Here is a 13,278-nt window from a genome sequence, read left to right on the forward strand (position 1 = left end):
CCGCCAGATAGCGATAGAGCAACGAAAGGATCACGCCCATGGAAACCAAATCCGAAAACGCCTGCTTCGGCGGCACCCAAGGGGTTTACACCCACCCCTCATCCTCCTGCGCGTGTGACATGACATTCGGACTGTTCCTGCCGGAAGAGACCAAGGACGGGCCGGTGCCCTTGCTGTGGTATCTGTCGGGCCTGACCTGCACGCATGAGAATGCCATGACCAAGGCCGGGGCACAGGCGTGGGCGGCTGAACACGGGATCGCGCTCTGCTTTCCCGACACCTCGCCACGCGGCGATGATGTGGCAGACGACGAAGGATATGATCTGGGCAAGGGTGCGGGGTTCTATGTGAACGCGACCGAAAAGCCATGGGCCCCGCACTACCGCATGTGGGACTACGTGATGGAAGAGCTGCCCGCTTTGCTGGGTGAGCATTTTGCCCTCGACATGGACCGCCAGTCGATCACCGGACACTCCATGGGCGGGCATGGCGCACTGACTATGGCGATGTCCCCGCGGGGACAGTTCCGATCGGTCTCCGCCTTTTCGCCCATCACCAACCCAACCGCCAGCGATTGGGGGCGTAAGCAACTGACTGCATATCTGGGCACCGACGAAGAGCTTTGGTCGCCCCATGATGCGACGCGGTGCATGCGCGCACATGGCTTCGATGGCCCGATGCTGATCGACACAGGCACCGATGACCAGTTCATTGACCTTCTAAAACCCGACGCGCTGGCCGAAGCCGCTGCAGCCCGTCGCCAGCAGATCCAGTTCCGGATGCAGCCCGGATACGACCACTCGTATTTCTTTGTCTCGACCTTCATGGAAGATCATGTGGCCTTCCACGCAGAACACCTTTGGGCATGACAACGCTCTACATCGACGCTGACGCCTGTCCTGTGAAGGCAGAGGCAGAGCGGGTCGCCACCCGGCATAAGATCCCCATGAAAGTGGTGTCCAATGGCGGACTGCGCCCATCGCAAAACCCCTTGGTAGAGACTGTTATCGTCCCGGATGGCCCTGATGTCGCCGACATGTGGATCGCCGAGCGTGCGGGCGCAGGTGACGTGGTGATCACCGGCGACATACCCCTTGCCGCCAAATGCGTAGAAGCAGGTGCGCGGGTGCTGAAGCATAACGGAGAGGCATTGACCCAGGCCAATATCGGCAACGTATTGGCCACCCGCGATCTGATGGCAGACCTGCGCGCGGCAGACCCGTTTCGGCAGGGCGGCGGCAAAGGCTTTACCAAGGCGGACAGATCGCGTTTTCTGGACGCATTGGAACGAGAACTAAGGGCAGCCAAACGATGACGATCAAAGCTGTAGTATTCGACATCGGCAACGTATTGATCGAATGGCAACCCGAGCGCTTCTATGACAGCGTCATTGGCGAAGAGCGCCGCCGCGCGATGTTTGATCAGGTCGATCTGCACGGCATGAACGACAAGGTCGACATGGGGCATCCTTTCAAGGAAACGATCTATTCCGCAGCCGAAGAGTATCCCGGTTGGCAGGACGAGATTCGCATGTGGCATGACCGCTGGATCGAGATGGCCTCGCCTGCCATCGACCACTCCGTTCGCTTGATGAAGGCGCTGCAATCAAAGGCGATACCGGTCTTTTCCCTGACTAACTTCGGGATTGGAAGCTATGATTTTGCCGCCACGCGCTACGACTTTCTGAACGACTTCGACCGCGATTTCATCTCGGGCCATATGCAGGTCATCAAGCCCGACCCGACCATCTACGAGATGCTGGAGCAGACCAGCGGGTTGAACGGCGACAGCCTGATTTTCACGGATGATCGCGCCGACAACATCACCGCTGCTCAAACGCGCGGTTGGCGAACCCATCATTTCGATGGCCCCGAAGGCTGGGCCAACCGTCTTGTCGCAGAGGGGCTGCTGACCGAAAGCGAGGCGGCGTGACATCCGTTCCGTTCATCCCCTTTGCAGAAGGCGAGGCCCTACTGGACTGGATCGGCCTGACCGACGCGCTGGCAGCTGGGCACGATCTACCCAAGGCCGAGATTGGGGACACATTTCTCTACCGCGATCCAGATACGCTGCTGAGCCGGGCAGCATGGATCGACGGGATGGGCATGGCAGTCAAGACGGCTACAGTATTTCCGGGCAATCCCAGTCGCGGTGCGCCGATGATCAATGGCGGCGTGAACCTGTATTCCGACGGAGACGGGACACTGCAGGCCATCATTGACTTTCATCTGGTGACCAAGTGGAAGACGGCAGGTGATAGCCTGCTGGCCGCGCGGAAGTTGGCGCGCTCTGATAGCAAAAACATCCTGATCGTCGGGGCAGGAACGGTGGGGCGGTCACTGCATGACGCCTACTCCGCCGCTTTCCCGGAGGCACATTTCCAGGTCTGGAACCGCACCCGCGCCAATGCTTTGGCCATGGCAACCGAGCGCCCGATGCTGACCGTGGCCGATGATTTGGAACAAGCGGTGCGCAGCGCCGACATCATCACCAGCGCCACCATGTCGACCGAACCTTTGATCCAAGGAGACTGGCTGCAACCCGGCCAGCATATCGACCTGATCGGTGCCTACCGGCCAGACATGCGCGAAGTGGACGACGCGGCCCTCCAGAAGTCCCGCGTTTTTGTTGACAGTTTCGACACCACCATCGGCCATATAGGAGAGGTGAAAATCCCACTTGAGGCAGGCACGATCACCCGCGACCACCTATTGGCCGATTACTATGAACTCGACGCTTTCCGACGGGCGCCCGATGATATCACCCTGTTCAAGAACGGGGGCGGTGCGCATTTGGACCTGATGACCAGCCGCTACATCCTGGATCGGTGGACAGCAAAATGATGTGGGTCACGCTGGTACTGCTTGGCCTGCTGGCAATCCCGGTCACCACGGAACTCACGCGCTCGGGAATGACCGACGCGGTGCGCGCCAAGGCGCCGGGTCAATTTGCGCTGCTATCGCAAGGCACCACGCATTTCGAATGGCTGGGACCTGAGCGTGGTCCCGTTGCAGTTTGTATCCACGGCCTAACCACACCGTCTTTTGTCTGGTACGGCATGGCCAAGGGGCTCGCATTAATGGGGTTCCGGGTGCTTGTTTATGATCTGTATGGTCGCGGATACTCGGACCGGACGCGTGGAAAACAGGATGCCGATTTCTTTAACCAACAGCTGACCGACCTCTTGGCACACGAGAACGTGGGCAATCACCTGACGGTCCTTGGCTATTCAATGGGCGGGGCAATTGCGGCTCATTTCGCCGCGCGACATCCCCAGCGGATCAAACAACTGATCCTGCTGGCCCCGGCGGGCATGTTTGAATTGGCTGGGCGCAAGATTGCCCTTGCCCGCGACCTTCCAGTGATCGGCGATTGGCTGTTCCTGGCCGCCTACCCTTGGGAAGTCCGCCGCGGAATCGCATCCGAAGCACATTTGCCGACGTCGGTTGAGGGTATCCACGATCTGCAACAGGAAGAGACCGGGCGCCGGGGGTATTTTCCCGCTGTCTTGTCCAGCCTGCGCGGGCTGCTGAGAAAACCTTGCGATGACCAGCACCGCGCCATCGCCGCCGCTGGCATTCCCGTTCTGGCCGTCTGGGGCGATCAGGATGATGTGATCCCACTGACCTGCAAAGACACTCTGGCCGATTGGAACTCGGCCGCGCAGCAGGCAATGATACATGGCGCAGGGCATGGCCTCCCCCACACGCACACAGAGGCTGTGCTGGACGCAATCCGGTCGTCGCGCGGTTAGGCGGTGGCGGGCTGACCCAAGGGCCGTTCGCGGATCGGCAGATGCACGACCGCGCTGAACGCACCGATTGCCACGCCAATCCACCACACCTGCTCATACGACCCATAAAGATCGTACAAACGACCACCCAACCAGACACCCAAAAACGACCCCAGCTGGTGGCTCAAGAAAACGATGCCATAGAGCGTTCCCATGTATCGCAAGCCGTAGATATGTGCGACCAACCCCGATGTAAGCGGTACCGTCGCCAGCCATAACGCACCCATGGAAATGGAAAAGACGATGACAGTCATCGGTGTCATCGGAAAGATGATGAAAAGGGACGCCACAACGGTCCGGCCCGCGTATATACCCGCCAGCAGATACTTTTTGGGGAAATGCTTGCCCGCCCATCCTGCCAGCAACGTGCCTGCGATGTTCGCCAAGCCGATCAATGACAGCGCAACCGCACCCAAGGCTGACGTCGTTGTGATACCAATGTTGTGCAGCATGCCACCCGGGACGATGGGACCACACACTTCGGTCACAAAGGCGGGCAGGTGGGCGGTCATGAACGCGACCTGATAACCACATGAGAAGAAACCGAGGAAGATCAGGGTATATGACGGATCACGAAAAGCCTTGATCAGAACCTGACCAAGCGATTCCTCCAGCTCCGCCTTCGTTGCCATCGGCGGTACGCGCATCGCTGGCAAGGTCAACACCAGCAAAATGACAGCAAGCGCAAACCACAGGAACACCGATTGCCATGGCATGAAACTTAGCATCCATTCAGCCACCGGCGCACCAAAGATCTGGCCGCCCGACCCCATGGCCGCCACGATAGCAAGGGACATGGACCGGTTTTCATCGCTGCTGGAGCGGCCCACAACGGCAAGGATCACGCCAAAGCCGGTGCCAGCAACACCAAATCCAACCAACCAGGCATAGAGTTGATGTTCGATGGGTGTGGTTGCCCCGGCACTCAACACGAGGCCCACGGCATAAATCACGGCACCCATCAGGATCGCCTTGCGGTCTCCGATCTTCTCGGCAATTGCGCCAAAGATCGGCTGGCCGATGCCCCAGGCAAGGTTCTGGATCGCGATGGCCAGCGAGAATTCGGTCCGCAGCCAGCCGAACTCTTCGGCAATCGGGATCTGGAAGACGCCAAAGGACGCGCGAACCGCGAAACTGACCATAATGATGACGCAACCCACGATCAGAACGGGGGTAAAGATGGGGGTGCGAGTAGTCATCGGAAATCCCTCAAACGTGTGTGGTGACTGTATGGACGTGATGGCCTGCGTCAAATCAGGAATTCTGCGCCGCGCTTAACCATTCCTGAACTGACCATGCTTCCCATGGGCGAACCTGCACGCTACCACGGGGAAATGACTAATTTGCTGACTGAATATCAGGCGCTTGTAGACAAGAGCGAGTTACAGGCCGACGCCGCACAACTGGCTGTTCTGCCCGAGTTCGAGCGCATCCGCGCCGCCCTTGCAGCGCCGGTCAAAAAGGGGCTGTTTCGCAAGGCGCCCGAGCCACCCAAGGGACTGTACCTGTGGGGTGGTGTAGGGCGTGGCAAATCCATGCTGATGGATTTTTTTGCATCCCGGCTTGATGTGCCTGCCCGGCGCGTCCACTTCCACGCCTTCATGCAGGAAATCCATGCGGCGATGCACGCAGCACGCAAACGTGGCGTAGACGATGCGATAGCCCCCGTTGCTGCTGACGTCGCAGCATCGGTTCGCCTTTTGGCTTTTGACGAAATGCAGATCACGGACATCACAGACGCCATGATCGTCGGACGCCTGTTCGAGGCTCTGTTCGCGGCAGGGGTTGTGGTGGTCACTACGTCAAACCGCGTGCCAGATGATCTGTACAAGGACGGGCTGAACCGGCAACTCTTTGTGCCCTTCATCGACCTACTCAAGGACAAGATGGTTGTCTGGGAGCTCGCCTCGCCCACCGATTACCGGCAGGACCGGCTGTCTGGCAGCCCGGTTTACTTCACGCCCTTGGGCGCCACTGCACGGGCCGAGATGGATGACATCTGGGCGGATCTGTCCGGCGGAGCGGCTGATCCGCTTGATTTGACCGTCAATGGGCGCACCGTGAACATTTCTCTGTTCCGAAACGGGATCGGGCGCAGCAGCTTTTTCGATCTGTGTTCAAAACCATTGGGACCAGCCGACTACCTTTCCATTGCCGAAGCCTGCAGGGTGCTGATGATCGATGATATCCCGTGTCTGGGACGCAGCAACTTCAACGAAGCCAAGCGGTTCGTCACCCTGATCGACGCACTGTACGAGGCGCGTGTACGGCTGATTTGCTCTGCCGCCGACACCCCCGAAATGCTGTACCTGGAAGGGGAAGGCACGTTCGAGTTTGAACGCACGGCGTCGCGCCTGCGCGAGATGCAAAGCGTGGATTGGGCTGCCTAGCCTTGTGATTGACTGACCAGAGCCGTCAACAGGGTTTCCGTGTCCAGACGCCCCGCCGCCGTGGTCAACTGGCGGGGCAATTTAAACTCACCGCGTGCCGCTGCCGTGTTCAAAAGCGCATCAATGTATGCGTTGGACTGCCCCTCGGTCAGGGCCTGCACCAGCAACGCCTGCAAACGGTCATCTTGGGCAGGCGTATGGCCAAAACCGATCAGTACAATCCCCGTCAGGCTGCGCAGGTCCGTATGGCGCGCATCGGTGTCGGTCAGCCGGATTGGCTGACGCAGCTGACGGCTGACAGCCTCGGAGGCAGGTAGGGGTTGCGGCTCCAGCAAGGAGGTATCCGCACGCGTAACCTCGGCCTCATCTTCAACGTCAATTGCGATCTCGGCAAAGGACTGGTGTTCGATCGTAGGCCCACCCGGTTGCATCAGGATTAAGCCAATTGTCACGACCAAAAAGGTCGCCGCAATCACCAGCATCTTGATGTTGGACGAGGAGTATTCCTCTGGCTCTATGGCCGCTCGCGACACCGTTTCGGTCGCATCATCACGCCTGAACATACTGCTTCCCCAAAAGCAGACCCGTCACGGTTGATCCGTGTTGGGGCCAAAAACTATACTAGATGTAGCAAATACGATGCCGTTTGGTCAATATCCTGTGATTTGACCGGATTGCATGTCGCTCAGGGGTTGAGCGTTTTCACCCGTTTTCGCGCAAGACCGCACCAGCGAGATAAAGCGATCCGCAGATCAGAACGCGCGCATGCGGATCACGGGCAAGGATCGCATCCAAAGCCGCACCCACATCTTCCGCCTCGTGCGCCACCATGCCCACCTCGCGCGCCGCCTTGGCTGTATCTGCCGCAGACAGCGTATTGGCCTCACCCGGAATGGAAAGGGCAGTCAGGCTGTCTACCTCAGCCGCAAGAGGCGCCATGTAACCGCCCGCATCTTTGGTGTTCAACATGCCGCAGATCATGTGGGTGGGTCGTTTGGGTAGGCTCCGCAAAACACTGGCGAGCGCCGCCCCGGCCGCAGGATTGTGCCCGCCATCCAGCCACAGTTCTGCCCCCGCTTGCGCCGCTCGTTCGGCCAGTGGTCCTGAGCGCAAACGCTGCATCCGAGCAGGCCAATGCGCTTGCGTCACTGCAGCGTGGCACGCGGCCTCATCACATCCAAGATGGCGCAACGCGGCCAAGGCCATTCCGGCGTTCTGGATCTGGTGATCCCCCGGCAGAACCGGACGGGGCAGGTCCAACAGGCCAACCTCGTCCTGGAATATCATCCCATCCCGTTCAGGCGCTGCATGCCAATGCTGCCCATACGCCAGCACAGGCGCACCCAGTCGAGCGGCCCGCGCCTCGATAACATCCAGCCCTTCTTCGTCCTGCGGACCGACGATACAAGGCACGCCGCGCTTGATGATCCCGGCCTTCTCTCCCGCAATCTTTGCCAGCGTGTCGCCCAGAAATGCCTCGTGATCCATGGACACGGGCGTGATGATCGTCAGCGCCGGGGTATCAATGACATTGGTCGCGTCCAAACGCCCACCAAGGCCAACCTCAAGCAGTGTGTAATCCGCCGGAGTCCGAGCAAAGGCAAGGATGGCGGCGCAGGTTGTGATCTCGAAATAAGTGATGTTGGCCCCGCCATTGGCGGCATAGCATTCATCCAGATAGACCGTCAGATCGGGTTCAGAGATCAACTCTCCGGCAAGCCGGATACGTTCATGAAATCGCGCGAGGTGGGGCGACGTATAGGCATGAACCTTGTGACCCGCAGCCTCAAGCCCAGCGCGGATCATGGCCTGCGTCGATCCTTTGCCATTTGTCCCGGCAATATGAATGACGGGTGGCAGGTCGTTCTGCGGATTGCCCAGCGCCTCAAGCAGTCGCCACACGCGGTCCAGCGTCAGGTCGATCACCTTGGGATGCAGCGCCATCATCCTTGCAAGGATGGCGTCGGAACCCGTGCTCATTCCTTGGGTGCGTCTTCGGCCACCGGTTCTTCCGGTGCAGGGTCAGCATCCGGTTCAGGGGCCGGCAAATCGCCTTTGATAGCGGGTGGCTGACCCATCAGCATGCGCGCGATGGTGATCAACTCTTCCCGCATCTCGGTCCGCTTGGTCACACGGTCAAGCATGCCGTGATCCAGAAGGTACTCAGCCCGTTGAAACCCCTCGGGCAGCTTTTCCCGGATTGTCTGTTCGATCACACGGGGACCCGCAAAGCAGATCAGAGCGTTGGGTTCGGCGATATGCACGTCACCCAACATGGCGTACGAGGCCGTCACACCACCGGTCGTCGGATGGGTCAAAACGACGATGTAAGGCAGGCCCGCCTCTTTCAGCATCTGCACAGCAACAGTGGTACGCGGCATCTGCATCAGGCTGAGGATACCTTCCTGCATACGTGCGCCACCGGCGGCGGAAAACAGGATCAGCGGGCGCTTCAGCTTCACCGCTTCTTCAGCCGCGGCGATAATGGCATTGCCCACATACATGCCCATGGACCCACCCATGAAGGAAAAGTCCTGCGCACAGGCCACGATGGGCGTGCGGCCCATCTCACCCGCAGCGACAAGCATCGCTTCTTCTTCGCCCGTAGACTTCTGGGCGGTCTTCATGCGGTCGGGATACTTCTTCTGATCACGGAAATTCAACGGATCGGCCAGCGGGGCCGGCACCTCGACCTCGGTAAAGATGCCACCATCGAACAGAGCCGTGAACCGGTCCCGCGGCGTGATCGCCATGTGGTGATTGCAGTTGGTGCAGACGTTCAGATTATCCGACAACTCGCGGTGAAACAGCATGGTGCCGCACTCATCGCACTTGGTCCACAGATTGTCCGGGGTTTCGCGCCGCGAAAAGATCGAGTTGATCCGGGGCCGGACGTAATTGGTGATCCAGTTCATAAGGGCTTCCTGCTGCCGTTCCGCATTTCAGATAATCCGGTGGACCAGCAAATGCAATCAGGCGCGGATGGCAAGGCGGGCCGCCAGCCAACTGACAAGCATGAACCCGAAGTCGACCGGCAACCACGCAGCCATCGCCGCTTCGTCCCCCATGCCAAAGGGCAGAACATACAGCGCAAGGCCTGACATCTCGTCCGGGGTGGCGGTTAGAACCATGGCAGAAATGTTGTTGGAAAAGTGCACCGCCATCGCTGGCCCCAACGTACCGGACCGGGCAGTCAGGTCCGCCATAAGCAAACCAAACATGGTCGCCCAAAGGGCAATGGTGAACGCGTTGCTACCTGCGCTTTCCGGCAAGTAATGGCCAGCCCCAAACAGGGCTGCAGGGGCAATCATCCAGATCAGGGGCGACCGGAACCGCGCCGCCAGTTGCTGCTGAAGATAGCCGCGAAATACGATCTCTTCTGCGCCAATCTGCACCAGCACGGCAACAAGAGCGAAAGGCAAAAGGATCAGCCAGCGGCCAACGGGCATGTTCAGAGCAAGCGGCTCACCCGCATCGTAGGGCGGCAACACCCACAGCGCGACGGTCAGCAGGAACATCATAAACAAAACCGACCCGAACTGCCGCACGGCCAGGCCAATCGGCCCAATCAGGGTCGAAGGACCCCGATTGTGCACCATGATCACAACCATGGCTGCCGCGACTCCCAACAATCCCAATTGGAACAACAAGAGCAGCATCCCACCGGCTGTCTGACCCGTTCGCGCGCCCCTCAAAATCGCGCGTGCAGTCTCCGGGTCAAGCAGCCCGAGAATGGCACCAAACACCAACTGACTGAGCACAAGGAAAAAACCTGCGACAAGCACAACGCCCAGAACCAGACGCCAGATCTGTGCCCGATCCCTTGCCGGCGCAACGAAAAGGTCATGCGGTCGGTAGTCGAAGCTCAGAACACCCATCACACGTCCAACGGAGGAGGCGGCGGCCCCTCATCTTGCGGAATCTGCACATTGGCTTGGCGCAACAACTCGGCGGCGCCCGTCAGATGCCCGGCAACCGTGTGCAAGAGGCTCATCAGAACCGTTGAATCCTCTTCCAAAACCGCGCGGAACTCGGCGGCGCCAATACGCAGGAACGTCACCTCGGTCAAAGCGGTCAGATGCAGCTGGCGCGGCTCGTTCAGGATGATGGCAAGATCGCCAATCAAGCGGCCGGGTTCGATGACCGACACTTGGCGGTCTTCACCGTCTTCACTGTCATAACTCAGCACGGCGCTGCCCTTGACGCACAGATACGCCGCGTCCGGCTTTTCATCCATGGAGAAGATGCGCTGCCCCGGTTCAGCCGTGTACCATTGCGCCGCAAAGGCCAAGAGCCGTTGGTTCCGGCTTTCCACACCTGAAAACAGCTCGGCTCGCGCGATGACGCGCAGCTTGCGGCTCAGATCATCGGTTTCTTCGTCGTCTTCGTCATGGGCCTGAACACCGTCAACGCGCCCGTCCTTGATTTCGACAAACAGGTCGTAAGCATCGGGATTATTGAAATTCTCTTCCAGGAAGATCAGCGTGGCATCGGGCAAAAGCTTGCGTAATGCGGCCCGGGTCTCGCGCCGTTGATCGGCGCCGTGGCTTGCCAGGGCGCGATCCAGAACAAGCACATCTGGCCGCTTGATCCCGGCGCGGGAAAAGGCAGCACGCTCATGGAAAATCGTGGGCAAATTCGACCCACCCAAACCTGTAGGTATATCAAAGACGGTTTCGGCAACCTGACGACGCAAACCGTTGTCATTGATCAGCTCGGCCACCAGATCCTCGATCAGATCGCCCTTGGTACCTGCCACCATCGAAACTCGGCCATACAATGCGTTTTCCAAAAGATTCAGGCGCGGCAGGTATGTATCCGGCTCTATAGGAATAAAGATTTCCTCGGTCTGCGCCCGCAATGCGGCCCCGCTCGTCTTGCGGATCTGTACGATCTCGTTCTTGAAGCTTTCGGGAAAGGCGGGACCGATTTGTTCAGCCGTGAAAGCGAATGGAACAGTCAGCAGCAACGAAAACTCGTCATCGGTCAGCGCGACATCGCCACGCTCTCGTCGGCGCTGGGAAATGTCGACAAGCTGCTCGTACATTTCTTCTTCGATGTTGAGCGCAGTAAACAGCGGATGGCTTGTGCCATCGCGACCAAAGGTCTGGTGCAGCGTCTCGATCAGGGTCTGCGATATGGCGATACCCTGTTCCGCCAGCCCGTGTTCAAAGACCAGGTTGATGAACCGGTGATCCCGGGCAAGGCCCTGCTGCGAAATCTCACGCGAGGGGGACGCAAACAACAGGTTCCCGCCAAGCGGCACCGCCGGATTGAATTCGTCCGGATCAAAGCGATAAACCGCGTCCAGCACACCCTTTTCGCGCAGGCATTCCTCTACAGCGGGGCGTAGATCAACAATCGCCTTGGCAAGTTCAGGGTGCTGTTGCGGATCGATGTGGCTGACCAGCATGCGGCGGAACATGAACTCGTCGATACCCATCGCCTCGACCAGCTCGAACCACCACGCGCGCACCTCGTCCTCTGTCCCGAGACCGGCAAGGCCGGGATCAACCCAATCCACATCCACACGGTCCGCGCTGTTGCCAGACCGCATTGCTTCGTTTGTATATCGATCCTTTCGCCCCTGATCCCAAGGCACGGAGTTCGGACGGGTCATCAGCGGCATCAACAGATTGCTGCCTAGTGTTCCGTCAAAAAGATACGGGCGCGACTGGGCGTAACCGATCCGGGCAGACACGACCTCTTGGTGCAATAGCGACAGATCGTGCCCTGCAATGGTGATCACGCCCCGCGTTGGCAACACCTCCCGCGTCAGCAACTCGGCCAGCGCCGTTCGCTCGGTCTGGTTCTTGACCTGGATCGCGACACGTGCGCCCTTGGGAATGGTCAGATCAATCCGCTCCAGAACGGGCGTGTTCTCCGTGTTGCGGATGGTCACGTTGTCCAGAACAATATCGCCCTGCAGATGCGGAATGACCTCCGGCTCACCTTCGAACAGCGCCTCGTCGATCATGTCGCGCGGGGCAAAGCGATCGGTGACAATCTCCCACCGCAGTGACATATCCTGCGTCTGGTTGTAGTAGGTCAGTAACTCTTTCCACGGGCTGGACAGGTCCTTGTAGGCAGCAATCGCGGCCACAAGTGCACCCACCGTGATGTCACCCCGGATGGCAAGATACCCCCCAACGGAATAGAAGAAGAACGGCGTCAGCTGCGTGATGAAGTTGTTGAGAAACTTCATGAAGAATTTCTGCTGGTAGATCTTGAACCGCAGTTCAAATATCCGGCCCAACCGTTCAGTGAACTGCGCCTGCCGATAGCGCAGACCACCATTGGTGCGCAGATCAGAAATACCCGCGGCACTCTCGCCAATCTCGGCCGAAAAGGCACGGACCTGCTTGATCCGGTCCTTGTTCAGCAGGTTGATCCGACGCTGCAACATGGGAATGATCCACGCCTGCAGCGGGATCAAGGCGATACCGGCAAGCCCAAACCAAACCGACTGCAGAAACAGGAACACCACGATGATCAGCATCTGGCCCGCCTGGAACACGGGCTGGGCCACCATGTCGCCCATCAACCCGCCCATCGGCTCGGCCTCGGACGTGACCATGCTCACCAGCTCGCCCTGACTGGTGGATCGGAAGTAGCTGCGCGGAAAACGCAGCATGCGACTGATCAGCTGGAAGCGGAAGCGGCGCAGCAGCCGTTCGGCTGTCACACCCTTCATCGTATTCAGCCGCATCTTGAGCAATCCATGCGCCAACACGGCTGCCAGATAGCCAAAGCACAGGGCCAGCAGAAACTGGATCTGGCTCAGCTCGTAACCGAAGGCGTTGATGACACTGTCCGTTGCACCGATGGCATCGTTGATGATGCGCTTGGGCAATTCCAGCGTGGCGTAGAGAAACGGGAACGTCACCACGGTCAACGCAAGTAGCATCAACTGATCACGTTTTGAGTGCCTCCAGATGAAAGCAAAGATAGTGGAATCCATTGTCTATCCCAATCGGCAGCGCCCCTGTCCAATTGGCCGCCAATTCAGCCTGGTGCCACGCGTTGGAAACAACTAGTGCCAGCAACGCTTTATTACAACCGCGGGCGCTTGCAGCAGGGCAGGGCAATGGCTAT

12 protein-coding genes are annotated in these 13,278 nt (G+C 59.2%); 6 read left to right on the plus strand and 6 right to left on the minus strand.

The window, feature by feature from the left end; all coding sequences use genetic code 11:
* Positions 1-38: 38 nt before the first annotated feature.
* The 5 genes from fghA to AC53L6_RS03565 are packed head-to-tail and all read left to right on the plus strand — an operon-like array spanning position 39 to position 3,754.
* Positions 39-869, plus strand: coding sequence for an S-formylglutathione hydrolase (gene fghA, locus AC53L6_RS03545; RefSeq protein ID WP_496906821.1), 831 nt, complete (start codon positions 39-41; stop codon positions 867-869).
* Positions 866-1,315, plus strand: a complete 450-nt coding sequence (locus AC53L6_RS03550) for a YaiI/YqxD family protein (RefSeq protein ID WP_496906822.1) — start codon at positions 866-868, stop codon at positions 1,313-1,315. Before fghA ends, AC53L6_RS03550 begins: the two co-directional genes overlap by 4 nt.
* Positions 1,312-1,932 carry an HAD family hydrolase gene (locus AC53L6_RS03555; RefSeq protein WP_496906823.1) on the plus strand — a complete coding sequence of 207 codons (621 nt, stop codon included), beginning with the start codon at positions 1,312-1,314 and terminating at the stop codon, positions 1,930-1,932. The genes AC53L6_RS03550 and AC53L6_RS03555 overlap by 4 nt, the downstream gene beginning before the upstream one ends.
* Positions 1,929-2,843, plus strand: a complete 915-nt coding sequence (locus AC53L6_RS03560) for an ornithine cyclodeaminase family protein (RefSeq protein ID WP_496906824.1) — start codon at positions 1,929-1,931, stop codon at positions 2,841-2,843. Before AC53L6_RS03555 ends, AC53L6_RS03560 begins: the two co-directional genes overlap by 4 nt.
* A complete protein-coding gene (locus tag AC53L6_RS03565; protein ID WP_496906825.1) occupies positions 2,828-3,754 on the plus strand; it encodes an alpha/beta fold hydrolase in 927 nt (308 codons plus the stop codon). The genes AC53L6_RS03560 and AC53L6_RS03565 overlap by 16 nt, the downstream gene beginning before the upstream one ends.
* Here the strand turns inward: AC53L6_RS03565 and AC53L6_RS03570 are convergent.
* Positions 3,751-4,992: an MFS transporter gene (locus AC53L6_RS03570; RefSeq protein ID WP_496906826.1), complete on the minus strand. Its 1,242-nt coding sequence runs from the start codon at positions 4,990-4,992 to the stop codon at positions 3,751-3,753. The two genes, AC53L6_RS03565 and AC53L6_RS03570, sit on opposite strands and share 4 nt — an antisense overlap.
* Before the next feature lie 135 nt (positions 4,993-5,127).
* Here AC53L6_RS03570 and zapE point away from each other — a divergent pair, with 135 nt between their 5' ends.
* A complete protein-coding gene (gene zapE, locus AC53L6_RS03575; RefSeq protein ID WP_496906827.1) occupies positions 5,128-6,183 on the plus strand; it encodes a cell division protein ZapE in 1,056 nt (351 codons plus the stop codon).
* On the opposite strand, the gene AC53L6_RS03580 is transcribed toward zapE, so the two are convergent.
* The 5 genes from AC53L6_RS03580 to AC53L6_RS03600 form a co-directional block, all read right to left on the minus strand.
* Positions 6,180-6,746, minus strand: a complete 567-nt coding sequence (locus tag AC53L6_RS03580) for a hypothetical protein (RefSeq protein ID WP_496906828.1) — start codon at positions 6,744-6,746, stop codon at positions 6,180-6,182. The genes zapE and AC53L6_RS03580 overlap by 4 nt on opposite strands.
* A gap of 139 nt (positions 6,747-6,885) precedes the next feature.
* Positions 6,886-8,163: a bifunctional folylpolyglutamate synthase/dihydrofolate synthase gene (locus AC53L6_RS03585; protein WP_496906829.1), complete on the minus strand. Its 1,278-nt coding sequence runs from the start codon at positions 8,161-8,163 to the stop codon at positions 6,886-6,888.
* A complete protein-coding gene (gene accD, locus AC53L6_RS03590) occupies positions 8,160-9,098 on the minus strand; it encodes an acetyl-CoA carboxylase, carboxyltransferase subunit beta (protein WP_299203035.1) in 939 nt (312 codons plus the stop codon). The genes AC53L6_RS03585 and accD overlap by 4 nt, the downstream gene beginning before the upstream one ends.
* A 57-nt stretch (positions 9,099-9,155) precedes the next feature.
* Positions 9,156-10,061, minus strand: a complete 906-nt coding sequence (locus AC53L6_RS03595) for a CPBP family intramembrane glutamic endopeptidase (protein ID WP_496906830.1) — start codon at positions 10,059-10,061, stop codon at positions 9,156-9,158.
* Positions 10,061-13,144 (minus strand): ABC transporter transmembrane domain-containing protein, encoded by a 3,084-nt coding sequence (locus AC53L6_RS03600; protein ID WP_496906831.1) that lies wholly within the window; start codon positions 13,142-13,144, stop codon positions 10,061-10,063. The genes AC53L6_RS03595 and AC53L6_RS03600 overlap by 1 nt, the downstream gene beginning before the upstream one ends.
* Between the last annotated feature and the right edge of the window lie 134 nt (positions 13,145-13,278).

Source organism: Tateyamaria sp. LSS28, assembly GCF_059611725.1.